The sequence below is a fragment of the Lysinibacillus sp. PWR01 genome, from assembly GCF_043359455.1.
Lineage (GTDB): Bacteria > Bacillota > Bacilli > Bacillales_A > Planococcaceae > Lysinibacillus > Lysinibacillus fusiformis_F.
Genome location: NZ_JBHERJ010000066.1, coordinates 1 through 22552, shown reverse-complemented (window position 1 = coordinate 22552; position 22552 = coordinate 1). Strand labels below are relative to the sequence as shown.

Here is a 22552-nt window from a genome sequence, read left to right as displayed (position 1 = left end):
CGGAGGAAGCGATTCGGCGCTCGCCCACAGGAAAGCAAGTAGCCTGCAACGGAAATTCATTTTCACCTTCCATAAAAATTCTATGGATTGTTTTGTTTTTCAACACTATGAGCCAGCTAGCTGATTTAATCAGTTAGCTGGCTTTTTATTCATTTACATTCACGTACCCAATGTCGATGTTTAGCAAGGGCATGTACGAAAGATTTTGGATCGCTTGCAACCCCATTTTTATTAGCAATATGCTGTAAAAACGAAACATTTTTCGTATAACCTATTGTTTTGCAGTGCTGATAGGCTTGTTCAATAAACCGTTCTGCTTTTGCTTGTTGATAGGAATCTTGAAAGGCTCCTGTAACATAAACGCCATCATAAAGAACTGAGGAGGTTGTAGCAAATGTTTCGTGAATTTCATAGCCACTTACTATGCCTTGCTTAGTACTTACTAGCTCAACTACTATATTTTCACTTAAAAATGTAGCAATAAGTTCGTTTAAATTTTCACTACTATTTTCTGTAACCACTACAGCTACTTTATTAGATTGGACACTTTCCTTTGCATTGATTACTTGGCTAACAGCTGGAGAAGTTTGGTGAATATGCGGTACTTCCACTTCTATAGGGGGAACTATACCAATTCGTTCAGCAATAGCTGAAGCAAGTGAGTAACTGACATGAGCGAACATGTCTACAACTTGTTTACGAATCGCTTTATTTTTTACCTTGCCAAGTTCAAAGCTAAAGGCATCGATAATATGCATTTTCTCAATATCTGTCATACTAAGCCAGAATAATCGTGCTTGTGAAAAATGGTCGTTAAAGCTCTCACTACGTGCACGTACTTTATGCCCTTCGACTTTTTCTTCATAATGCTTATAGCCACCATCTGCTTCAGAAACAGGGTGTGGTGTATTATTGGCTAAGGAATTTTTATGGTAGCTAACTTGTCCCACATTAATGGTTTGTCGGCCATAGCCATCTCGTTGGTTATTATGGAATGGACAGATCGGTTTATTAATAGGAAGTTCATGGGAATTTGGTCCTCCCAGTCTTATTAACTGCGTATCTGTGTAGGAGAATAAGCGACCTTGTAATAATGGATCATTTGAAAAATCAATTCCAGGTACAACGTGACCAACATGAAATGCAACTTGTTCCGTTTCTACAAAGAAGTTATCCGTGTTTTTGTTCAATGTCATTTTCCCAAGAAGGCGTACAGGAACCTCTTCTTCGGGCCATATTTTAGTGGCATCGAGAATATCAAAGCTAAATTTAAATTCATCTTCAACAGGAATAAGTTGAACACCAAGTTCCCACTCTGGGAAATACCCACGTTCAATCGATTCCCATAAATCTCTGCGATGAAAATCAGGGTCTTTTCCAGCGATGATTTGTGCTTCATCCCAAACTAAAGATTTTACCCCAAGTACAGGTTTCCAATGAAATTTAACAAAGTGGGCTTTTCCTTCGGCGTTGACAAAGCGATAAGTATTCACACCAAAACCCTCCATCATTCGATAGCTTCGTGGGATCGATCTATCTGACATATGCCACATGACCATATGAGCAGACTCCTGATTATTTGCAATGAAATCCCAAAATGTATCATGGGCACTTTGTGCTTGGGGAATTTCGTTATTTGGTTCAGGCTTTACGGCGTGTATAAAATCGGGGAATTTAATAGCATCTTGAATAAAAAATACAGGAATATTATTTCCTACTAAATCATAATTACCCTCTTGTGTATAAAACTTGGTAGCAAAGCCGCGTGCGTCACGGACGGTATCTGCAGATCCTTTTGACCCTGCAACGGTAGAGAAGCGAACAAATACAGGGGTTTTAGTTCCTTTCCCATTTAAAAATTGAGCCTTTGTAATATCACTTGCACATTCATATGTTTCAAAAATTCCATGAGCTGCTGAGCCACGTGCGTGTACTACTCGTTCAGGAATTCGTTCATGGTCAAAGTGGGTCATTTTTTCACGAAAATGAAAATCCTCTAGTAAAGTGGGTCCTCGCTCACCTGCTTTTAGTGAATGTTCATCTTCTGATATCTTTAATCCTTGATTGGTCGTGAGAGGTTGATCTTTATCACTTACTCGGAATGCTTCTAGCTGTTGTTGTTTTTGGTTTACATCTTTTATCATTTAGAATCCTCCTTTATAAGTTACAACTACCTTCTACCCAAACAAGAAGATGACAAACATGATGAAACAAAATGATTGCTGTTTAAAATTGTATATGTTATTATTATCTCGAATTAAAGATAATTAAATTCGAAGTAAAAAGAGGGAGTCGTATGAAGGAAAATAATCGTAACTTAAAAGCATTTACGGTCTTGTTCCGAGCATATCAAACGATTCAAGATGCAACTAAAAGAGATTTACTTCAATACGATTTAAATCAAACCGAATTTTCGGTTCTTGAATTTTTGTACCATCGTGGAGAGCAACCTATTCAAATGATTGGTAAAAAAATATTAATTGCAAGCAGTAGTATTACTTATGTGATTGATAAGCTCGAGCAAAAAGGCTATGTATATCGTAAGGCGTGTCCAAGAGATCGACGTGTTACGTACGTATTACTAACGCTTGAGGGACAGGCTTTGATGGAAGAAATTTTTCCTAAGCATGAACAAAAAATAAATGAGATATTTGAAATATTGGAATCTCATGAGCTGGACAACATGATTTTATCACTTAAAAAAGTTGGCAAGAACGCCACTGACCAATAAAAAATTTTTACACATATATCTCGATATCGAGATAAATAGGAGGAGCATTCTATGAATCATTTAAAAGGTGTACACCATGTTACGGCAATCACAAGTAGTGCTGAAGAAAACTATAAATTCTTCACCTATGTATTAGGAATGCGCTTAGTGAAGAAAACAGTTAATCAGGATGATATTCAAACATATCATTTATTCTTTGCAGACGATAAAGGTAGTGCAGGTACAGATATGACGTTCTTTGATTTCCCTAACATCCCAAAAGGTGTACATGGTACAAATGAAATTTCAAAGACTTCTTTCCGTGTACCAACGGATGCTGCTTTAGATTATTGGGTAAAGCGCTTCGATCGTTTAAATGTGAAACATACTGGTATGAAAGAACAGTTTGGTAAGAAAACTCTATCTTTCGTAGATTTTGATGATCAGCACTATCAGCTTATTTCTGATGAGCATAATACAGGTGTGGCAGCAGGTACGCCTTGGCAGGATGGACCCATCCCACTTGAAAATGCTATTACAGGTTTAGGGCCAGTATTTGTCCGTGTAGCTAATTTTAAATACTTTAAAGATGTGTTAGAAAAGGTAATGCTCTTTACAGAGATTGCAGAAGAAGGAGACTTTCATTTATTTGAAGTAGGTGAGGGAGGAAATGGCGCCCAGATTATTGTCGAACATAACACGGTGTTACCTGTTGCTCGTCAAGGTTTTGGTACTGTTCACCATGCAGCCTTTCGTGTAGAGGATCGTGCGGTATTAGATGAATGGACTGCACGTTTCGAAAGCTTTGGTTTCCACACTTCTGGCTATGTAAATCGTCATTTCTTTGAATCATTGTATGCACGTGTAGCTCCGCAGATTTTATTTGAATTGGCTACAGATGGTCCAGGGTTTATGGGTGATGAGCCATATGAAACATTAGGAGAAAAACTGTCATTACCACCGTTTTTAGAACCAAAACGTGAACAGATTGAAGGTCTTGTTCGCCCGATTGACACTGTAAGAAGTTCTATTATGTTCGATAAAGAATATGAGTAACATAATTTCATCCAGTTGGGAAAGAAAAGCCTCACTGGATGAATACATAACTGTATTGGGGGATAAAAAAATGGAATTTTCCAAGCTGATTGATAAGCGTCGCTCTGCTAATAATTTTATCAAGGACGTTAAGATGACTGAGGATGACATACGTCCTATTTTGGAGGATGTCAAGCTTGCCCCATCAGCATTTAACTTACAGCATGCCAATTATATCGTTGTGCTGGATGAGGATATGAAAGAAAAGGTGAGAGAGGCGGCATTTGGTCAATATAAAGTGCATTCAGCTTCAGGAGTAATTCTTGTATTAGGTGACAAGGAAGCTTATAAGAATACTGCTGAACTAAGTCAAGGCATGGTGGATTTAGGTATAATTACAGCTGGCGAACTAGAAGATATTGTAGTAGAGAATACAAAATTTTATGAAGACCGTGGTGAAGCATTTATGAAGGATGAAGCCATTCGGAATGCATCTTTGTCTGCTATGTTATTCATGCTAGCTGCGAAAAATCGTGGCTGGGATACTTGTCCAATGATCGGCTTTGATAATCAAAAAATGCGTGAGCTTTTCAATGTGCCAGAAACACATGAAATTGCTCTAATGATTACTATTGGGAAAGAAAAAGAAAGCAGTCGTCGATTACGTGGATATCGTAAGCCAGTTGAAGAATTTGCCATTTATTATTAAAATGGTATAAAATACAATAGCTATACAAATACTATGAATAATGTACATTTAGGAGGAAACATCATGAAAGTAGTAGCAATCGTAGGTAGTATCCGTAAAGAATCTTATAATATGCAATTAGCTCAATTTATTCAAAAACGTTATACAGAAAAGTTAGACCTTGAAGTTTTAAGCTTAAAGGACCTACCAATGTATAATCAAGATATCGAAAATGAGGCTCCACAAGCAGTTCTTGATTTTAAAGCAAAAGTAAAAGCTGCAGACGCTGTACTTTGGGTTACACCAGAATATAATGGTACAGTTCCAGGGGTTATGGTCAATGCTATTGATTGGCTATCTCGTGTAGATAAAGTAATGATTGGCAAACCATCTATCATCATGGGTGCATCAATGGGGAACTTAGGTACTGTAAAAGCACAATTACATTTACGTGATATTTTGTTCTCTCCTGGCATTAACTCACCATTACTAAGCGGCAATGACGTTTATATTGGTGCTGTTCACACTAAATTTGATGCAGAAGGCAATTTAACTGATGAAGGTACAGTGAAATTCCTTGACATAGTCATTGATAACTTCTTAAACTGGGCAAAAAAATACATTTAATTAAAATCTGACCCATAAGTATACAATATACTTATGGGCATTTTTTGTTTGGACAAATGCTCCTTCTGCATGAAATCTTCACACTTTCACGTTATACTTTTAAGAAATTCTAAATTGGTGGTTACGGATGAGAAAATTATCACTAAAGCTTGGCATCATCTTTTTCATCACATTGTTTTGTATCGAAACATTTATGATGTTTTTTTTGCATGTTTCCTTGACCAATTCTAGAGTGGAAGAGGAATTAGCCAGTTTGCAAGCGAGAGGAAACTCACATCGTACTATATTAGAACAGAACTTCAATAATGAAACACTAGCACATGTCGTTCTTATGGAATCGGAAGCAAGTACAGATGTAGTGGTGACTGACCATGAAGGTACAATTCTTGCCTCCTCACAACCACATCTAGAAATCAGTGATCTATTTCGTAAGATAGAGGGGAATATACCTTATGAGGGAAGGGTTTTACAAGACAATTGGCAAAAGGTTCAAGCTATTGCTACGATAAGCCCTATTCAAAATCAGCAAGTAACGATTGGCTATGTATTTATGTTTCAAAATACCGATTCCATCCATGCATTAATGAAACGTCTCAATAAGCATTTTCTCATTGTGGGTATTGTATCTGGTCTTGTCAGCATTGCAGTCATTATTGTTCTATCTCGGAAGCTCGCTAAACCACTTATTCAGATGAAAGAGGCTACATTGAAAATGAGTAAGGGTGATTTTACAGTCGCTCTTTCTACGAATGGAAAAGATGAACTTGGAGATTTATCGAATGCGATACAGCTACTATCGAATGATTTAAATCATTTAAGGCAAGAGCGTAAGGAGTTTTTATCGAGTATTGCACATGAGCTTCGCACACCGCTAACCTTTATTAAAGGCTATACAGACATTCTTGCGAAACGGGATTTAACAGAGCAAGATCGTCAAAAGTATTTAGCTATTATAATAGAAGAAACCAATAGACTTTCTCGGTTAATCAAAGACTTATTTGATTTAGCAAAAATGGATGAAAACTCATTTGTAATTGAAAAACATTGCTTACATTTAGATTCGTTTTTTACAAGCATTGAAGAAAAATTAAGCCCTGCTTTTCAAGATAAAGGTATCTATTTTGTTGTACGTTGTGATAATGGCTTAACACTATGTGCCGATGAAGCAAGACTGGAGCAAATCCTGATTAATCTATTAAATAACGCATTAATCTATTGTGCGCCCGGAGATACGACTACCGTCACTGTAAAAAAACACAATGAAGTTTTAAGCATCATTGTTGAAGATACAGGTAAAGGAATACCAAAGAAGGATTTACCATATATTTTTGATCGGTTTTATCGTGTGGAAAAATCTCGTAGTCGTGCTTTAGGTGGTTCTGGACTAGGGCTTGCTATTGTCAAGGAACTTGTACAAGCGCATGGTGGAGAAATAAAGGTTAGTAGTGAAATAAATAAAGGGACTACTTTTGAATTATCATTTAAAGGAGTAGAAATGAATGAAAACAATTTTATGCATTGATGATGAGCCAAGAATGTTAGATTTATTAACCCTTTATTTAGAACCACTATTTCTTTGTAGAGCCATGTCTTCCATTCAAGAGGCATTGGATTTTTTAGAAGAAGAGCATGTGGATTTAGTTCTTTTGGATATTATGATGCCAGAGATGGATGGATGGCAGGTTTGTCAGGAAATTAGGAAATTTTGGGATGTCCCGATCATTATGCTTACTGCAAAAGGAGAACATGCTGATATTGTAAAAGGCTTAAACCTTGGTGCTGATGACTACATATTAAAGCCTTTTGATGAGGAAGAGCTGTTAGCACGAATACATGCTGTATTAAGAAGATCGAAATCAGAAGAAAAAGTAATTAACTTTGAAGGGCTTTGTTTAGATAGAGAGTCCTTTGAAGTATATTTTCAACATAAGGCAATTCCATTAACACCAAAGGAATTTGCCATGCTTGCCCTATTTTTAGATCATCAAAATAGAGCATTTTCTAGAGAACACCTTATCCATACAGTTTGGGGATATAATGTGACGATTGAAGATCGTACCATTGATTCACATGTGCGTAATTTAAGAGAAAAATTAAGAAAAAGTGGTTTCCCTGCAGATGATTACTTGCAAACTGTTTGGGGCATCGGCTATAAATGGCATAAGTCTGCAAATAGAAAGCCAATGGAGCATAAGAGCTAAAAATAACCTCTACCAGAATTGAAGGTAGAGGTTATTTCTATTATTTTGGGCTAAGCTCTTCTTCTGTTACCCATTTATGATTTTTTACAGCTTCACCACTTGCAGTGGAAGTATAATCAACCATATATACAGTTGTTTGCACAGCCTCATCAATAAGGACAGTCGCATTTTCCATACCTTCCATATGTGCTGCATCCGTTTTTACTTCTGTTCCAGGAGCCAGTGGTGCTTCTTGTGGGTCAATCAATTCTTCATGAATCACCCACTTATGCTTTTCTATACGCTTTCCACCAGATGTGGGCTCATAGGAAATAACATAGGCAGTCGTATTATAGGCACCTACTATTGTTGCTTCGGCTCCTTTCATACCGTCCATATGTCCATCTGTAATAATGGCTGTACTCCCCACAGGAAATTTCGGGTTTTCAGCTTTTTTTAAGGTTGCCGGTATTTCGCCAGAACTTGAATGGTTCATCGTAGAATGATCGATTTCTTCAGAAGTATCCACAGAAGTGGATGCAGGCTTTGTTTGATCCTCTGTACAAGCCGATAAACTAATTAAAGCGACTACTGATAATAGTCCGATTGACCATCTTCTATTGAATGTCATGTGATATCCTCCTCACTATTTGCCCTTACTGTAGCAAATAAATGTGCAGAAATGATGGACATGACCTATGAATAAATTTTCCTCTAGTCTGACACGAAAGAAGTGAAGAGATATGTTATTGAATGGGCATGATTTTCAATGTTTTTTGTAATCTATACGCGAAGATACCAGCAAAAATGGCTAAAATAATATCTTTTGGTAGTGGAGGCATCATCCAAAGCCAAGCTAGCTTATAAGAAAAATTCTCTGGCGCACTTGCCCAAAGCTTGTATGCAAAAAACATCCAATTTGTTCCTATCAAATAATTTATAGCCGTTGCTACTAAAGCAGCTACGATAAAGCTTTTCTTTGTCCCGCTTCGTTCCACGATCCACCCTGCAACAAATGCCGCTAAAATAAATGTAATAATAAACCCAAAGGTAGGACTTAAAATTTGACCAATTCCACCACCAAAGCGAGCAAAGACAGGTGCTCCTGCCAATCCCACACACATATAAATTGTACAGGCGAGCGCACCTTTTCTACTACCAAGAATAAGCCCTGCTAAAATCGCAAAAAAAGTTTGAAGCGTAATGGGTACACCACCAACTACCATAAAGGGTGCAAAGGAAGTGATATTAGCACCCACCATCATTAGCGTTGAAAATAATCCAATATAGGTAATGTCGACAGTTCTTAATTTATGATGACTATGTTGTGTAACAGTTGCCATGATTTCACCTCGTTTTAAAAGTTATTACAGCTAGTGTAAAAAACGAAAGTATTTGTGTCAACATTATTATTAAAATTAGTTAACTCAAATGCTAGATGCATTTCCATGTAGACTAACTATCTATAAAAATGTATGATAGAATCGTCACAATTTTATAACTTCAAATACTATTGGTGTGATATTTTTGAATGTCACTTAAAAGGGAAGTCGGTGGAAGTCCGATGCTGTCCCGCAACTGTAACGAGGAATCCTATAATATTATTTGCCACTGTGTAAGAATGGGAAGGCAATTATAGGATGTTGAATCGAAGCCAGGAGACCTGCCAGTTAGTAATACCTGTAATGCCCACGAGGATGCAAGCAATTACGGACAATAGCTGGATATTTTCTGACTTTGTTTAATCTAGGGTATTTCTATGTGTATTTTCGCATGGAATACCTTTTTTTATTGCTTCATTCATCAATATTCAGTAGGAGTTTAAAACAGATGAATAAAAAATTTATGTTATTTTCCTTTGTACTTTTCATGGTATTAATTGTTTCAATGACATTTGCTGTAATGGTTGGCTCTGTTTCAGTTACACCATTATATGTATGGAAAGTTATTCTTTCTAAAATTCCTTTTATACAAAATGCTATCGAACAAGATTGGAGTCGCTCACAGGAAATCATCATTTGGCAAATAAGAGCACCTCGTGTTTTGCTAGCTGCTATTGTTGGAGCGGGGTTAGCCATTGCGGGGGCAGCGATTCAGGCGCTTGTACGAAATTCCATTGCTGACCCGTATATTCTAGGAATTTCTTCAGGGGCAGCTGTCGGAGCTACTTCTGTAATTATTTTAGGGGCCTTTTCATTTTTAGGGATTTACGCTCTGTCAGTATCCGCATTTCTTGGGTCATTACTTGCCATTGCACTTGTTTTTTTCTTATCACGTGTTGGTGGACGTGTCTCTATTTTCCGCTTGCTATTGGCAGGTATGGCTGTGTCCTTTATCTTAACGGCTATCTCTAACTTTATTTTAATGATGTCAAAACAAGAAGGGGCTTTAAAGGCTGTTATGTTTTGGATGCTAGGTAGTTTAGCTGGAGCTAAATGGAATAATATTGTGATTCCAGCTTTCGTATTCTTCGTTGTATTTGGGCTACTGTGGCTACACTATCGCAATTTAAATTTATTATTACTGGGGGAAGAGGCGGCAGTGACATTAGGCGTGAATCTTCAGCAATTTCGTATCCAGCTAATATTACTCGTTTCTCTGTTAACAGGTGTGCTTGTCGCAGTTAGTGGTTCTATCGGATTTGTGGGATTAATTATTCCCCATATTGTGCGATTAATTGTGGGCTCAAACTATAAATATGTAATACCTATTAGTGCTTTAATAGGTGGAATATTTTTAGTATGGGCAGATGCCTTTGCTCGAATCATCATCGCTCCTCAGGAAATGCCAATTGGTATTATTACAGCTTTTTGTGGAGGACCATTTTTCATTTGGCTACTCCGACGTAACAACTATTCTTTCGGTGAAGGAGATTAATTTCCATGACATTAGAAGCGAAACAAGTATCATTCTCCATTTACGATCAGCGTATACTACATGATGTAAGTATTCAAATAAAAGAAAAGCAATTTGTTGGATTAATTGGCCCTAATGGAAGCGGAAAATCAACATTGTTAAAAAATATGTATCGTCTCCTAAAACCTGAAAGCGGTACGGTATTATTAAATGAGCAGGATATTTTAAAGCAAACAAGTAAAGCAATTGCGAAAAATTTGGCCGTTGTTAGCCAAGAAACACCCGTTTTATTTGATTTCACTGTGCATGATTTAGTCAGTATGGGGAGAACGCCACATAAAAAGCTATTAGAGCTTGATCAAGAGCAAGATTTCCAAATTGTTAAAGATGCTCTTAGACAAACGGGTATATCTCATTTAGAGAAGCGAAGCTTTAGCTCTCTTTCAGGAGGCGAGAAAAAGCGCGTAATGGTTGCACGAGCACTCGCTCAACAAGCACAGGTACTAATATTAGATGAGCCGACGAATCATTTAGATATTCAACATCAACTTCAACTCATGGATTTAATTCAGACCTTACACTTAACCGTAGTGGCAGCTTTGCATGACTTGAATATCGCTGCTATGTACTGCGATCAAATTTACGTTTTACAGCAAGGGCGGATCGTTTGTCATGGTACACCAGAGGAAGTGCTGACGCCAGCGTTGTTGCAAGATGTATTTGGTGTTTTTGCCGATATTCAAACACATTCACTGACAGGTAAGCCTTATCTCACATATGTCCCTGACCAATTTGCGAAGAAGGTCAGCCAAGTTTAGGAAAGCAAGATCTTCTATTTAAATACATATAACATCCTTTATAGGGAGTGACTGTATGCAAATAGCCTTTACGAAAATGCATGGTATTGGCAACAGCTATATCTATCTTGATCTTTTTCAATATGATTACAAGGAAGATATCTTTTTTGAATTGGCTCAGAAAATGGCCAATGTTCATACAGGTATTGGCTCAGATGGATTAATTATTATCCAACCATCCAAAATGGCTGACTGTGGTATGCGTATTTTTAATAAAGATGGCTCTGAGGGGACAAATTGCGGTAATGGTCTTCGCTGTGTTGCTAAGTATATCTTTGACCGTCATATTATGCGAAAAGAGCTAATTACGATTGAAACGAAATCCGGAATTATGCTGGCACAGGTAGTGGTTCAAAACAATAGTGTGATAGAAGTGATTGTCGATATGGGCAAACCTCTCTTATTGCGCAAAGACATTCCGATGCTAGGAAACCCAAATGAACATGTCATTAATGAGGTATTTCCGTTACCCCAACATTCTCTTTTGGTAACAGCGTTGTTTTTGGGGAATCCAAATGCCGTCATTTTTGTGAATGCTATAGAACAGGCACCACTAAAAACATTAGGGGGGATTATAGCAAATGATGTGAGATTTCCTCATCATAGCAATGTTGAATTCGTAGAGGTCGTTCATGCGAAAGCATTAAAATGCCGAGTTTGGGAGCGAGGTTCAGGTATAACAGAGGCATGTGGGACAGGTGCTTGTGCAGCGGTAGTGGCTTCTATATTAAATGGTTTTTGTCAGAAGGAAGAAGAGATAGTAGTCCAACTTAGTGGCGGTGACTTAGTCATACGATGGGCCGAAAATGACCATATCTGGATGCGTGGTCCAGCAGAGTTTATTGCGGATGGAATCTACGAATTTTTATCTTAATTACGTCAATACTTCTTCGCCATGCCATATTAAATAAAATGAATAAAGGACGCCTCCGATTTAAGAGTGGCGTCCTTTATTGTAGAAACATTAAGATACTGCTTTTAAGCCTGCTACACCTATGATAATCGCTAGGATACTAATAATACGTGATAGATTTTTGGATTCACCAAAGAAAATGATATTTACTAGCACAGCTCCAACAGTGCCAATTCCTACCCATACTACATAGGCAATACTTAACTGTAAATAGTTGAAAGATGCATATAAAAGAGCAAAGGACACACCAAAGCCACCAATATATAAAATAAAGTTTCGTATTGTTTTATGCTGACTATAGAAGCGTAAGCCAATTACACCTATAATTTCAGACAATGCAGCTAAAATAATAAATACCCAACCCATTATACATTCGCTCCTTTCGTTTGATCTTGCTCTTTAGAGGAATTATCCGCTAATTTTAGACCAATCACACCTAATATTAAAATAAACATAAACAGTCCTTTAATGGCATTAAACTCTCCTTCGAAAATGAAAATATCCATTAATGTAGTACCGATTGCACCTGCTCCGGCGAAAATAGCATAGACTGTTCCAGTAGGTAAGCTCTCACAAGCCTTCGATAAGAAGTGAAAATCTATAGCAATGATTGTCACAATAATTATCCAGTGCCACCATGAGCTTGCAACATTAAAGCCAAATACCCAAAGCAATTCAAATAAACTTGTTAATACGACGTACATCCATTCTTTTTTCATTATTAAAATCCTTTCATGGGATAAGATTAAATGACTGACGTTCAGTCATTTTTAGAGTAAAAGAGAACGTCACTTTTATGGGTGACGTAGGCCAAGTGCATGATATAGGAAATCGATAAGCTCAAGCTTGAGCAATTTCATTGTTTCATCCTTGCTATCATCAAATAAATAAATTTGTTCGGCAGCAGATTCAATTAGACCAATCATCAGTTTAGCTGAACGAGTTGGATCAATAGAATCACGTATCATTCCTTGTTGCTGGCCAGATAATAAGAAATGACTCATCCAGTCATAATAGGGAGCATAGATACTTTCCCATTCTTTTAAATGCTCTGTTTGTGCAATACCCGCATAAATAAGTGCAACGATATCGCCATATTCTTTCGTTATTAAGAAAACCATTTCCACAACCTCTTCAAGTTGCTGTTCAAAAGGCTTATGACTTGAAATACCTTCGTCTAAGGTAGCTATAATTCTTTCTACCATATTTTTTGCAATAGCAGGCATAACAGAAAGGCGTGATGGGAAATAAAGATAAAATGTTCCTTGAGCGATCCCAGCAGCTTTAACGATATCTGAAACCTTTGTTTTTTCTATTCCTTTTTCACGAAAAACCTCAATGGCAGCTTGAATAATTTTTTCTTCCTTTGACATGCAATCCCTCACTTTTGCCTTACTTATTTAGTATGTTACAGAATAAGAAAACCAATGTCAATAAAAAAATGACTGATAATCAGTCATTTTTTGTTCAATGTTCGTTTGAAACGCCATTAGACAATCAGACACAATTATGCGGAGCAGGAGTATATTTTCTATATTTCGGGGAATTTTATGATTGAAAGGATTGATGATCATGAAAGAAATTAAGTTTGCACAATTAGACCCGCAGCAACTCGAAAAAATTAATGAGCTTGAAAAAAAGATTGGTGTGACATTAGTTGCCTATGATGCTTCCTCCACACCATCACATGGTTCTGGCGCTTTTGAGGCAAATAATAGCACTACTCAAAATCATCCATCATAATAAAGTGAGAAATGCCTTGCAGTAATGTAAGGTATTTTCATTTTATAGACGTACTAAAAGGAGTGATTGGATTGAAAGAATTCTATGCGGATTTACATATTCATATTGGACGTACTTCTAGTGGTCGAGCAGTGAAAATTACTGGCAGTAAAACGTTAACATTAGCACGAATTTTAGAGACGGCTAGTGCGAGAAAAGGATTAGATATTATTGGGATCATTGATTGTCACTCCCCAGACGTAATTGAAGAAATGATGGAGATGATTGCACATGGTGAACTGCAAGAACTAAAAGAAGGTGGTCTACGTTTTCAAGAAACAACTTTGATTCCAGGATCGGAAATTGAAATTTATGATCAACATTGTCATGGTCCTATTCATGTGCTTGCTTACTTTCCTACACTAAAGCTTATGAAGCAGTTCTCAGACTGGATGTCACAACGTATGAAAAATATCCATTTAAGTTCACAGCGTATTTATTGTGACGGCCAGACCTTGCAGCAAAAGGTGCATGAATTGGAAGGGATTTTTATCCCTGCACATGTATTTACACCATTTAAAAGCTTGTTTGGCAAAGGGGTCCGTCGTAGTTTAACTGAAGTCTTCGATCCACACCTGATCGATGGCATTGAACTAGGTTTAAGCTCTGATACAAATATGGTAAGTCATATCAAAGAGTTACAAGCATATACATTCGTTAGCAATTCTGATGCCCATTCGCTTGGAAAACTGGCAAGAGAGTATCAGAAGTTACGATTAGCAGAAGCGAATTTTGTGGAATTAAAAATGGCCCTACATGAGCAACAAGGTCGAGCGGTAATAGCTAATTATGGCCTAAATCCTTTGCTTGGCAAATATCATCAAACAGTTTGTGCAAAATGTAGTGAACAGCTAAGTAAAGAAGCTACGGTTTGTACAGTCTGTGGAAGTACTCAAATCATCAAGGGAGTAGCTACACGTATACAGGAGTTATCTGAAGATATCCCCAATGAGCGAAATAGACCACCTTACATTCATCAGGTACCACTTGATTTCATTCCAGGTGTTGGCCCTAAAATGATGGAACGTTTAATCGAAGCATTTGGTACAGAAATGAATATTTTGCATCGTGTAACAGTCGACCAACTTGAAGAAATTGTGCCACGTAAAATAGCCCAATTAATCGATTTAGCGAGAACGGGTCAATTAGCCATCGAGGTTGGTGGTGGTGGAATTTATGGAAAGATACAGGTTGACTAGATAAAAAATGAAAAGTTTCAAAAAGATTGTTGTAATTTAACCTATTTTTAACGCTCCTCTAGTAAAATAGTGAAAACAATGACTATTTTATAAGTGGAGGAGAGAGTAAATGCGATTATCAAAGAAATTTCGTTTTTTAGCCTCAAGTATATTAGCTTTGCAATTAGCTATACCTGTAGCAGCTAATGCAGAAGAAATACAAGGTGACCACATAGCACCAAGTTGGGTTGTACAGACCGATTATGTTGCACTTGGTGATTCATTAGCGCATGGGATGAATGAAGTAGGTGTAATTGGATTAGGTTATACCGATTTTATTGCACAGGCTTTACAGCAAGATGGTTTCCTTACTTCTTTTAATAAGGGCTTTGCTATGTCAGGCTACACAACTAAAAATGTTTTAGCAGATCTACAAAATGATGTAGCAAAAACAGTGACTGGTTTCGGTTATACAAAGGAACAAGCAAAGTTACGAGCTTCTATTAAAGAAGCTGAAATCATCACATTAACAGCTGGAGCAAATGATTTATTGCCAATATTAAAAGAATCTCAAGCAACGGGCATTGACACTGTGGCTATCATAAAAGCTTCTAAAGAAGCTGTATCGAACATTGCTACTATTCTATCTGAAATCAAAAAGATTAATCCACAAGCTGAAGTATATGTGATGGGCTATTATAATTCCTTCCCATACTATAGTGAGAGCTTACAAAATCAATTTAAACTGTTATTAGCTACATTGAATTCAACAATCAAAACAACGACTGAAAAAGCAGGCGCTATTTTTGTTCCTACATATGATGTTGTTGCAAAGGATGTTGCTAACTATCTACCAAACCCTGAAAATATTCATTTAAGTGAAGCTGGTTATTTAGCGGTGGCAAATGAAGCATTTTTACCAATTATTAAAACAAGCTCTTTATGGGATGTAACGCAGGCTATTGGAGTAGAAATAAAAGATCGTACAACGGTAGAGGTTAGTTGGCAAGAAGCGACAGATAATGTAGGCGTGGCAAATTACAATGTCTATGTGAATGGAAAATTAACTTCAACATTAAGTGCTGATACTACTACGATTACGCTCGAAGATTTAACAGAAAATACAGCCTACAATGTATCCATCAAAGCAATCGATGCTGCTGGTAATGAAAGTGTTCAAAATCCTACAGTTACTTTCACTACGAAAGGAACAGTAAGTTTTACAGATACACAGAATCATTGGGCAAAAGACTATATTCAAAAAGCAGCAGATACGGGTATAATGAATGGCTATACAGATGGGACATTTAGACCTGAGAGTAGTGTTACACGTGCCCAAGCTGCAGCTATTCTTGTAAGAAGTTTAGGCTTAACTACAGAAGAAAAAGCACCATTTACTGATATTACAAATTATGATGCAGCAACACAGTCAGAAATTGCGGCTGCATATGTACATGGTCTTATCAAGGGAACGGGTGGAAAATTTAAACCTGGACAGCCTGTGACACGTGCTCAATTAGCTTTAATGATTCATCGCGCCTATGAGCAGCAATTTAATCAGCCGTATATTGCAAAAGGTGATGTGCCATTTGCAGATGTAGCTTCATATAATGCAGAAACAAAACGTGCAATCACAATGCTGTATGAGTTAGGAATCGTGACAGGGGATGGAGAGAAGTTCTTACCAGAGGCTGTCACAACAAGAGGTCAAGCAGCTAAAATATTTACAAACCTTAGTCAGCACCTCATTCAATAATAATTAAAAGGTAGGGGGAGTGTCACCTCTACCTTTTGACGTTTTCGTAAAAAACGAAGTATAGTCTAACTATGCTGTTGAACGTCCATCGATAAAGGAGAATGGGATGCTGTCATTTATATTATCTGCTAAAAGATTAGTAAAAGGTTTGTGGAGGTCCTTTAAACGTCCACAGTTCATATCATTATTTACTACACTATTTTTAATCATTCTATCAGGAACTCTATTCTACAAGGGGACAGAAGGGTGGCACTGGTTGGATGCCATGTATTTTGCTGTAGTGAGCTTGATTCCAACAGGTGTAGAAACAGGGCTATACCCAACAACAGCTTATTCTAAAGTATTTACAATGATCTATTTAATTGTTGGTACAGGAGTCATGTTTATCATGTTATTAATGCTGGGCCGCTCTATCGTAGATTTTTCTCTTAATGAGGAAGAAAAAGAAGAGGTTAAAAAACGTTTGAAAAAGTAAAATAGCAGTACAATGAATCTTTTGGACGATTCATTGTACTGCTATTTTTTTATGATAGTTTGGCAATAATGCCTTCTTCGTCATCTAAAACAAGCTCAATCCCTGTCGAGAATGGATCACCATGCAAAACATCCTTGATCCAAACACGTAAGGCACCAATCATGGCCGCTGTATTAAGCACTTCTATTTGACCATTAACTTCAACCTCTGCACCAAAGCCTGCGTCATCTTCGTAAGTCAATTCAACAAGAACATCCTCTGGGCGAATGTTTTGATAATAGGCTTGAGATAAACAAATAGCATTAATAATATCTTGTTCGTTGATTATTTGTGCCATTGTGCTTCCTCTTTGCGCTTTTTATCTTTAAACATATTCATTATTTTTACAACAAGCATTACAATAACCGCAATTGCTGCCACGTTAATAAGTAAACCTAAAATATTCCCCAATATCCCCATACCACCAAATAGACTACCGAATAATAAACCAGCAAGTCCACCAAGCATTAATCCTTTCATCAGACCGCCTGAGAAAAAGCCACCTTTTTTAGTAGTATCTGCTTTATTAGTAGATGTTGAGTTGTTTTTATTTGTTGTTGCATTGTTTTGATCTTTAGAAGTATCCTTCGATTTTTGGATATTCGAGCTATTATTGTTGTTAGAGAAGCCTTTTTTACCCGATTTATACGATTTTGCTTCTGCCGTTGGCGTATCAGTAATAAATAATGTTGCACCAACAGTTGAAAATATCAGTGTCGCTGCAAAAAGGGCGGCAAGAATTTTTTTCATTACATACATTCCTCCAATATAATTTTGAATTTAATCATAAACTAGTTCTTATATAGTAATATTACATGAACTATATTAAAAAATAAAACAAACGCTTTCAATAATTGAGCTATATCAAAAAATATGAACAAATAGTGGCAGATGTAATGATTGTGGAAATTATGCAATAGAAAGGAGTGAAACGATGCTACTAACTTTATCAATCTTCATCACCATTTTTATCATTTTGTACTTAACAGAAAAAAGGCGCTTCCTCAACGCGGTAGCTCTTGGTCTGATAGGTATATATATTGTCAGAGCGCTTATTATTCATTATCCTTTATTGCTGCCAAATAATCAGGGAATTATTTCTGAAATGGGGATATTTATTATATTAGGAAGCTTTCCAAGCATTATGTTTATTTTATCGATAGCCATGTTTTTCAATAGTAAAGTATTATTAGAAAAGGAAGGGCGTAAATTTCGTAATTTAATGTTAGCCATATTGGGGCTAAGTTTTGTTATTATGATGATATGGTATGTATTTGTCATTTTTATTCAAATTGAAAATGTATTTTGGCATATTCTTTTCTTCTATGCGTTTTTGATTTTTGGCTATACAATGTTCTTATATACTAGTGTCCTTGCCTATGCGACATTGTATCATTTTACACCTATACGTTATGAACCAAATTACATCATTGCATTAGGCTCAGGGTTAATTGGCGATAGAGTACCTCCGCTTTTAGCAAGTCGCTTAGATGAAGCAGTAAAGCAATATATAAAGTATGCGAAGAAGCCTTTTATCATTGTCTCTGGCGGTCAAGGAAATGATGAAAAGGTATCAGAAGCATTTGCAATGAAACAATACTTAATAGAAGTTCATCATATTCCGACTGACAAGATTCTAATGGAAGATCGTTCAGCCAATACAGAACAAAATATGATCTTTTCAAAGAAAATGATGGACCACCATTCTCCTGGAGAGAAGTATCGTTCCATTTTTGTTACGAATAATTTTCATGTGTTTCGCGCAAGTATTTATGCTAGGAAAGCAGCATTAGATGCCGAGGGCGTTGGCTCAAAGACAGCTTTTTACTATGTTCCCAATGCATTTACGCGAGAATTTATAGGTTTATTAGCAATGTATAAATGGACCCATATCACAGTATTTTTAATTATTACGCTATTCGTAGGCTTACTATTGAGAGCATATGTGTAACCAAACTTCAACTGTCTTCCATATAATAGTGGCAAGGCAGTTTTTTTACATAGTGTGCAAGGGAGGAAAATAATGTACGAGCAAATTTTAGCCAAGCGAAATAAAGAACGAATAGATTCCCTACAAAATCTTACACAAACAGAAGATCCATGGTTTGCTCAAAATATAAAATTACTTACATTCGCTGAAATTAACCTAACAGCCTTGCAGAAAATTCTGTATCAAGTAGTGCGGGGGCTATTAAAAGAACAGCAACAGCGCCATTTGCAGATTGTCCATACAGCACAATCTCAATCCATACAGGAGAATGTATTAACGCTGTTAGCAGAATATGATGATGTCTTACGCGATGCCATACCTCAGCCTATCTATATACTTATCTGGCAAATTTCTTCGCTAGAAAAGCTAAAAAACAGTATAGAAGTAGTAGATGATGTGCTTGATATTGTCGAGTGGTACTTTCGCCATCAAGATGAACAAATCGCTATTTTAGATGAAGAGGATTTAGATCATGAGGTCATTATTGATTTGTATAAAGAGGCGGTTGAAGAGCAGGATGGGGATGCACAATATCAACTGGGAGAATATTATAATTCTAGAGAGGGTAAACATTTTCAACCAGAAAAATCATTGAAATGGTTTGAGCTAGCAGCAGCTCAAGGAAATGCAGATGCTCAATATGTGATGGGGAATTTTTGCTTTGGGGGCATAGGTATGGAGGAGAATTATTCCCTTGCCTTTTCATACTATGAAAAAGCGGCTTTACAGGGACATGCGGATGCTGCCAATAATTTAGCGGATATGTACTTTAATGGCGAGGGCGTACCAACGAATTATACATTAGCAAAAAAATGGTTTGACTATGCTGCAAAAAAGAATGTGGCAGAGGCAATGTTTACGTTAGGCATTATTTATGAGCAGGGGTTAGGCGTTGAGATAGATGTGGAAGCAGCTTTTAATGCCTATAAAAAATCAGCTGAGGCAGGGTATGTCGAAGCACAATATCGACTTGGTGGAATTTATTTAGAGGGGCGCTTAGGTCAAGCGAAAGATGTCAATCGTGGACTATTTTGGTATGAAAGAGCTGCGGAACAATATCATGTAGATGCCTTTTATGATTTAGGTTATATATGGAGTAATGGTCTAACAGGAATACGCAATATTGAAAAAGGTATTCATTGGTTTAAGCAGGCTGCCCTTCAAGGGGATGTGGATGCCAAGTTACAATTAGGACATATTTTCAATAAAGATAAAGGAATAGATAGAAATCTGAAAGAAGCTATCAAGTGGTATGGACTCGCAGCAGATGCTGGCTCCGAAGAAGCGGCTAAAATATTACAGGAACTTAAAGGTTTGTAAATTTAGTGTTAAAAAATATAGGTTTTTAGAATGATTTATACAGCAATATTTAATGAGTCTTTTAGTCTTGTAATGACTACTGTTTATGGGTATATAGATAGATGTTGGTTGAGGGTAAAAAATATTAATATAGTGAAAATTAAAGATAACCAATAAAAAAATAGAATAAATATAAAACAAGTAAGCATAATAAACAAAAAAATGGTTAAAAAAGCTACAGAATAGTATTGTGGTAGCTTTTTTATTGTTTAGTACGGTTTATTTAACAACAAGGACTTTTTATACATTTTATGTAAAATAATGGTATTAATAAGATTGACAGCCATTTATAAAATGATTAATGTATATGAGTGATTTTGAAAAGAAGCATACGTAAATAAATTTACTGCTAGTCATGTAGTGACTATATCTGTTTGTTGAGAACAAATGACCTTATGAGGATTGAACAAATGGGTACTCGACACACTTTTGGAGGCAGTGTGTCATTTGAAATTGTACGAACCGATGTAACCATTAAATCTGGCCAAAGTTATTTTATCGGTATTTTTTCATGTATTCATCAATATGTTAAAAGGGATTTGATGTTTCTCAGCCTGATGAAAGTAAACGGAATGAAAGAGGGAAGATGTGTGATTTTTCAAAAACAGAGAAAGACGAAGGTATTGGATTTACAGCAATACACAGTGAAAATGGATTTGTCTTCTCGCCAATCAATGGCGAAGCAAATTGACATGCTGAACTTAACGAAGAAAGACTTACAATATTTAAAAGCATTCCAGCCATATGTTATGGACAATGTAGATCACATCGTAAACCGTTTTTACAACATGATAGGAACAGAGCATCATTTGGTAGATATTATTAGTCATCATAGTTCTGTAGAAAAGCTTAAAGTAACATTACGGCAGCATATTATTGAAATGTTTAACGGAACCATTGATGAGTTGTATTACCAAAGACGTGTAAAGATTGCAAAGGTGCATGTCCACATTGGGCTTAGAACACAGTGGTATATCTGTGCATTCCAAGATTTATCGATATCATTTATTGATTTAGTCGAAAAAAATATAGAGTTTCCACAAGATCAATTCAATACGATCAGAGCTATATCGAAAATTTGTAATTTTGAGCAACAACTTGTTTTAGAAGCTTTTGAAAACACGGTGGAACAGCTGAAGGAAAAAATGGTGCATGAAAAAGATGCGATTGAACGACAGATTGTAGATTCTTCGGAAGCTCTTGCAACAATCTCGAAGGAAACAAATGATTCATTTTGCTGCTTAAGCAAACAATCTGACGAAATTAAACAATTGGCCAAAAAATCACTCGAAGTGTCTACATTGGCTGAAAATCAAGCACTTGAGGGTCGCGAACGTTTAAAAAATCAATCACAAAATATGCTCAATATTATTCATTCTCTTCATGATATAGAAGAAAATATTGAACAATTATCAGGTATGTCTAGGGAAATGGAAACAATCATGAGTGTTGTGACCAATATTGCGAATCAAACGAATCTGTTGGCTTTGAATGCTGCAATTGAAGCAGCACGCGCTGGGGAAGCAGGGAAGGGCTTCAGTGTAGTGGCTGACGAAGTGCGTAAATTATCGATTCAAACAAAAGAATCAGTTACAGCGGTTGCTTTGTTATTGAAAAAAACGGGTGAACGAACCGAGAAATTAGAGCATTCTTTGACAAATATTCAAGATGAAGTAGCAGCTGGTGAGGAAAATATGTTACAAACTGAAGGTCAATTTACGAGTATATTGGGAGCCATGACAGAAGCAAAAGATCAAAATGATTGTATGGCAACGAAAATACAAGCAATTGTAGGCATATTAAGTGAATTAGGCACTTCATTTACTGAGGTAACGAATTCAGCAGAAAAATTAGCGAACTTTGCGCAAAATTTAAAAGGATAGACTACTAACATTTACATCTATTTATATTTTTAGAAGTATTAAACACTATAGTACCTATTAAAATGTTTGTTGTGTAAATATTGCAATAGAGGATGGATCTTTTAGAGATTCAGAAAGCGAGAGCTATTTCACTGATGAAATAGCTCTACATGTTGTTGAAAAAAGATGATGTCAACGGCAGAAAAGGCAACTTTGCAGGGTGAGGGGTTGATTTCCGTTCCGCC

Annotated in this window: 24 protein-coding genes, 1 pseudogene and 1 riboswitch; of the genes and pseudogenes, 17 read left to right on the top strand and 8 right to left on the bottom strand. The window is 36.6% G+C overall.

Annotated features, from left to right (window positions below; translation table 11 throughout):
• Positions 1–149: 149 nt before the first annotated feature.
• Positions 150–2144, bottom strand: coding sequence for a catalase (locus tag ACEVFT_RS13300; protein WP_393950256.1), 1995 nt, complete (start codon positions 2142–2144; stop codon positions 150–152).
• Between the two features lie 152 nt (positions 2145–2296).
• Here ACEVFT_RS13300 and ACEVFT_RS13295 point away from each other — a divergent pair, with 152 nt between their 5' ends.
• The 6 genes from ACEVFT_RS13295 to ACEVFT_RS13270 all read left to right on the top strand — a co-directional run bounded on the left by ACEVFT_RS13295 (position 2297) and on the right by ACEVFT_RS13270 (position 7261).
• Positions 2297–2731: a MarR family winged helix-turn-helix transcriptional regulator gene (locus ACEVFT_RS13295; protein WP_342441708.1), complete on the top strand. Its 435-nt coding sequence runs from the start codon at positions 2297–2299 to the stop codon at positions 2729–2731.
• 51 nt (positions 2732–2782) lie between these two features.
• The gene (locus ACEVFT_RS13290) at positions 2783–3766 is read left to right on the top strand and encodes a ring-cleaving dioxygenase (RefSeq protein ID WP_205445825.1); all 984 of its coding nucleotides are present in this window, start codon (positions 2783–2785) and stop codon (positions 3764–3766) included.
• Between the two features lie 70 nt (positions 3767–3836).
• A complete protein-coding gene (locus tag ACEVFT_RS13285) occupies positions 3837–4454 on the top strand; it encodes a nitroreductase family protein (protein WP_205445823.1) in 618 nt (205 codons plus the stop codon).
• A gap of 63 nt (positions 4455–4517) precedes the next feature.
• Positions 4518–5060, top strand: coding sequence for an NADPH-dependent FMN reductase (locus ACEVFT_RS13280; protein WP_393950254.1), 543 nt, complete (start codon positions 4518–4520; stop codon positions 5058–5060).
• 127 nt (positions 5061–5187) lie between these two features.
• Entirely contained in the window at positions 5188–6582 is a 1395-nt protein-coding gene (locus ACEVFT_RS13275; protein WP_393950252.1) for a sensor histidine kinase, read from the top strand.
• Entirely contained in the window at positions 6560–7261 is a 702-nt protein-coding gene (locus ACEVFT_RS13270) for a response regulator transcription factor (RefSeq protein ID WP_393950251.1), read from the top strand. Before ACEVFT_RS13275 ends, ACEVFT_RS13270 begins: the two co-directional genes overlap by 23 nt.
• A 40-nt stretch (positions 7262–7301) precedes the next feature.
• Here the strand turns inward: ACEVFT_RS13270 and ACEVFT_RS13265 are convergent, their stop codons facing one another.
• The gene (locus ACEVFT_RS13265) at positions 7302–7871 is read right to left on the bottom strand and encodes a YdhK family protein (RefSeq protein ID WP_393950250.1); all 570 of its coding nucleotides are present in this window, start codon (positions 7869–7871) and stop codon (positions 7302–7304) included.
• Positions 7872–7986: 115 nt separating this feature from the next.
• Entirely contained in the window at positions 7987–8583 is a 597-nt protein-coding gene (locus tag ACEVFT_RS13260) for a biotin transporter BioY (protein WP_342441703.1), read from the bottom strand.
• Between the two features lie 154 nt (positions 8584–8737).
• Positions 8738–8925, top strand: a riboswitch (cobalamin riboswitch).
• A 145-nt stretch (positions 8926–9070) separates the two neighbouring features.
• On the opposite strand from ACEVFT_RS13260, the gene ACEVFT_RS13255 reads away from it, so the two are divergent.
• The 3 genes from ACEVFT_RS13255 to dapF are packed head-to-tail and all read left to right on the top strand — an operon-like array spanning position 9071 to position 11827.
• Positions 9071–10117 (top strand): FecCD family ABC transporter permease, encoded by a 1047-nt coding sequence (locus ACEVFT_RS13255; protein ID WP_016993711.1) that lies wholly within the window; start codon positions 9071–9073, stop codon positions 10115–10117.
• Positions 10118–10122: 5 nt separating this feature from the next.
• Positions 10123–10914, top strand: coding sequence for a heme ABC transporter ATP-binding protein (locus ACEVFT_RS13250; protein ID WP_205445813.1), 792 nt, complete (start codon positions 10123–10125; stop codon positions 10912–10914).
• Positions 10915–10969: 55 nt separating this feature from the next.
• Positions 10970–11827 (top strand): diaminopimelate epimerase, encoded by an 858-nt coding sequence (gene dapF, locus ACEVFT_RS13245; protein ID WP_393950248.1) that lies wholly within the window; start codon positions 10970–10972, stop codon positions 11825–11827.
• 90 nt (positions 11828–11917) lie between these two features.
• On the opposite strand, the gene ACEVFT_RS13240 is transcribed toward dapF, so the two are convergent.
• From ACEVFT_RS13240 to ACEVFT_RS13230, 3 genes are all read right to left on the bottom strand, one after another.
• Positions 11918–12232 (bottom strand): DMT family transporter, encoded by a 315-nt coding sequence (locus tag ACEVFT_RS13240; RefSeq protein WP_342441701.1) that lies wholly within the window; start codon positions 12230–12232, stop codon positions 11918–11920.
• Complete coding sequence (locus ACEVFT_RS13235) at positions 12232–12585, bottom strand: DMT family transporter (protein ID WP_342443777.1); 354 nt, start codon at positions 12583–12585, stop codon at positions 12232–12234. Before ACEVFT_RS13235 ends, ACEVFT_RS13240 begins: the two co-directional genes overlap by 1 nt.
• A gap of 75 nt (positions 12586–12660) precedes the next feature.
• A complete protein-coding gene (locus ACEVFT_RS13230) occupies positions 12661–13239 on the bottom strand; it encodes a TetR/AcrR family transcriptional regulator (protein WP_205445807.1) in 579 nt (192 codons plus the stop codon).
• 199 nt (positions 13240–13438) lie between these two features.
• On the opposite strand from ACEVFT_RS13230, the gene ACEVFT_RS13225 reads away from it, so the two are divergent.
• From ACEVFT_RS13225 to ACEVFT_RS13210, 4 genes are all read left to right on the top strand, one after another.
• Positions 13439–13609 (top strand): hypothetical protein, encoded by a 171-nt coding sequence (locus ACEVFT_RS13225; protein ID WP_205445806.1) that lies wholly within the window; start codon positions 13439–13441, stop codon positions 13607–13609.
• A 71-nt stretch (positions 13610–13680) separates the two neighbouring features.
• Positions 13681–14847: an endonuclease Q family protein gene (locus ACEVFT_RS13220; protein ID WP_393950246.1), complete on the top strand. Its 1167-nt coding sequence runs from the start codon at positions 13681–13683 to the stop codon at positions 14845–14847.
• A 109-nt stretch (positions 14848–14956) separates the two neighbouring features.
• Entirely contained in the window at positions 14957–16582 is a 1626-nt protein-coding gene (locus ACEVFT_RS13215) for an S-layer homology domain-containing protein (protein ID WP_342441698.1), read from the top strand.
• Positions 16583–16688: 106 nt separating this feature from the next.
• Positions 16689–17057, top strand: a complete 369-nt coding sequence (locus tag ACEVFT_RS13210) for an ion channel (RefSeq protein WP_205445801.1) — start codon at positions 16689–16691, stop codon at positions 17055–17057.
• A gap of 49 nt (positions 17058–17106) precedes the next feature.
• Here the strand turns inward: ACEVFT_RS13210 and ACEVFT_RS13205 are convergent, their stop codons facing one another.
• Together ACEVFT_RS13205 and ACEVFT_RS13200 are read right to left on the bottom strand one after the other, a co-directional pair.
• Entirely contained in the window at positions 17107–17394 is a 288-nt protein-coding gene (locus ACEVFT_RS13205) for a DUF2653 family protein (RefSeq protein WP_004224435.1), read from the bottom strand.
• Positions 17382–17846: a hypothetical protein gene (locus tag ACEVFT_RS13200; RefSeq protein ID WP_205445799.1), complete on the bottom strand. Its 465-nt coding sequence runs from the start codon at positions 17844–17846 to the stop codon at positions 17382–17384. Before ACEVFT_RS13200 ends, ACEVFT_RS13205 begins: the two co-directional genes overlap by 13 nt.
• 184 nt (positions 17847–18030) lie before the next feature.
• Here ACEVFT_RS13200 and ACEVFT_RS13195 point away from each other — a divergent pair, with 184 nt between their 5' ends.
• From ACEVFT_RS13195 to ACEVFT_RS24750, 4 genes and pseudogenes are all read left to right on the top strand, one after another.
• Complete coding sequence (locus ACEVFT_RS13195) at positions 18031–19047, top strand: YdcF family protein (protein ID WP_393950243.1); 1017 nt, start codon at positions 18031–18033, stop codon at positions 19045–19047.
• Positions 19048–19119: 72 nt separating this feature from the next.
• Positions 19120–20406 (top strand): tetratricopeptide repeat protein, encoded by a 1287-nt coding sequence (locus ACEVFT_RS13190; protein WP_393950241.1) that lies wholly within the window; start codon positions 19120–19122, stop codon positions 20404–20406.
• 434 nt (positions 20407–20840) lie between these two features.
• Positions 20841–21557 (top strand): annotated as a pseudogene (locus tag ACEVFT_RS24755) (protoglobin domain-containing protein); the annotation flags it as partial.
• A 33-nt stretch (positions 21558–21590) separates the two neighbouring features.
• Positions 21591–22328, top strand: a complete 738-nt coding sequence (locus tag ACEVFT_RS24750; RefSeq protein ID WP_456952115.1) for a methyl-accepting chemotaxis protein — start codon at positions 21591–21593, stop codon at positions 22326–22328.
• The last annotated feature ends 224 nt before the right edge of the window (positions 22329–22552 follow it).

Coding starts and splice junctions, on each gene's coding strand:
- ACEVFT_RS13260 (WP_342441703.1), bottom strand. CDS start 8,583: ATGGCAACTGTTACACAACATAGTCATCATAAATTAAGAACTGTCGAC.
- ACEVFT_RS13195 (WP_393950243.1), top strand. CDS start 18,031: ATGCTACTAACTTTATCAATCTTCATCACCATTTTTATCATTTTGTAC.
- ACEVFT_RS13210 (WP_205445801.1), top strand. CDS start 16,689: ATGCTGTCATTTATATTATCTGCTAAAAGATTAGTAAAAGGTTTGTGG.
- ACEVFT_RS24750 (WP_456952115.1), top strand. CDS start 21,591: ATGGTGCATGAAAAAGATGCGATTGAACGACAGATTGTAGATTCTTCG.
- ACEVFT_RS13285 (WP_205445823.1), top strand. CDS start 3,837: ATGGAATTTTCCAAGCTGATTGATAAGCGTCGCTCTGCTAATAATTTT.
- ACEVFT_RS13190 (WP_393950241.1), top strand. CDS start 19,120: ATGTACGAGCAAATTTTAGCCAAGCGAAATAAAGAACGAATAGATTCC.
- ACEVFT_RS13250 (WP_205445813.1), top strand. CDS start 10,123: ATGACATTAGAAGCGAAACAAGTATCATTCTCCATTTACGATCAGCGT.
- ACEVFT_RS13275 (WP_393950252.1), top strand. CDS start 5,188: ATGAGAAAATTATCACTAAAGCTTGGCATCATCTTTTTCATCACATTG.
- ACEVFT_RS13235 (WP_342443777.1), bottom strand. CDS start 12,585: ATGAAAAAAGAATGGATGTACGTCGTATTAACAAGTTTATTTGAATTG.
- ACEVFT_RS13270 (WP_393950251.1), top strand. CDS start 6,560: ATGAAAACAATTTTATGCATTGATGATGAGCCAAGAATGTTAGATTTA.
- ACEVFT_RS13215 (WP_342441698.1), top strand. CDS start 14,957: ATGCGATTATCAAAGAAATTTCGTTTTTTAGCCTCAAGTATATTAGCT.
- ACEVFT_RS13290 (WP_205445825.1), top strand. CDS start 2,783: ATGAATCATTTAAAAGGTGTACACCATGTTACGGCAATCACAAGTAGT.
- ACEVFT_RS13265 (WP_393950250.1), bottom strand. CDS start 7,871: ATGACATTCAATAGAAGATGGTCAATCGGACTATTATCAGTAGTCGCT.
- ACEVFT_RS13240 (WP_342441701.1), bottom strand. CDS start 12,232: ATGGGTTGGGTATTTATTATTTTAGCTGCATTGTCTGAAATTATAGGT.
- ACEVFT_RS13225 (WP_205445806.1), top strand. CDS start 13,439: ATGAAAGAAATTAAGTTTGCACAATTAGACCCGCAGCAACTCGAAAAA.
- ACEVFT_RS13255 (WP_016993711.1), top strand. CDS start 9,071: ATGAATAAAAAATTTATGTTATTTTCCTTTGTACTTTTCATGGTATTA.
- dapF (WP_393950248.1), top strand. CDS start 10,970: ATGCAAATAGCCTTTACGAAAATGCATGGTATTGGCAACAGCTATATC.
- ACEVFT_RS13300 (WP_393950256.1), bottom strand. CDS start 2,144: ATGATAAAAGATGTAAACCAAAAACAACAACAGCTAGAAGCATTCCGA.
- ACEVFT_RS13205 (WP_004224435.1), bottom strand. CDS start 17,394: ATGGCACAAATAATCAACGAACAAGATATTATTAATGCTATTTGTTTA.
- ACEVFT_RS13230 (WP_205445807.1), bottom strand. CDS start 13,239: ATGTCAAAGGAAGAAAAAATTATTCAAGCTGCCATTGAGGTTTTTCGT.
- ACEVFT_RS13295 (WP_342441708.1), top strand. CDS start 2,297: ATGAAGGAAAATAATCGTAACTTAAAAGCATTTACGGTCTTGTTCCGA.
- ACEVFT_RS13280 (WP_393950254.1), top strand. CDS start 4,518: ATGAAAGTAGTAGCAATCGTAGGTAGTATCCGTAAAGAATCTTATAAT.
- ACEVFT_RS13200 (WP_205445799.1), bottom strand. CDS start 17,846: ATGAAAAAAATTCTTGCCGCCCTTTTTGCAGCGACACTGATATTTTCA.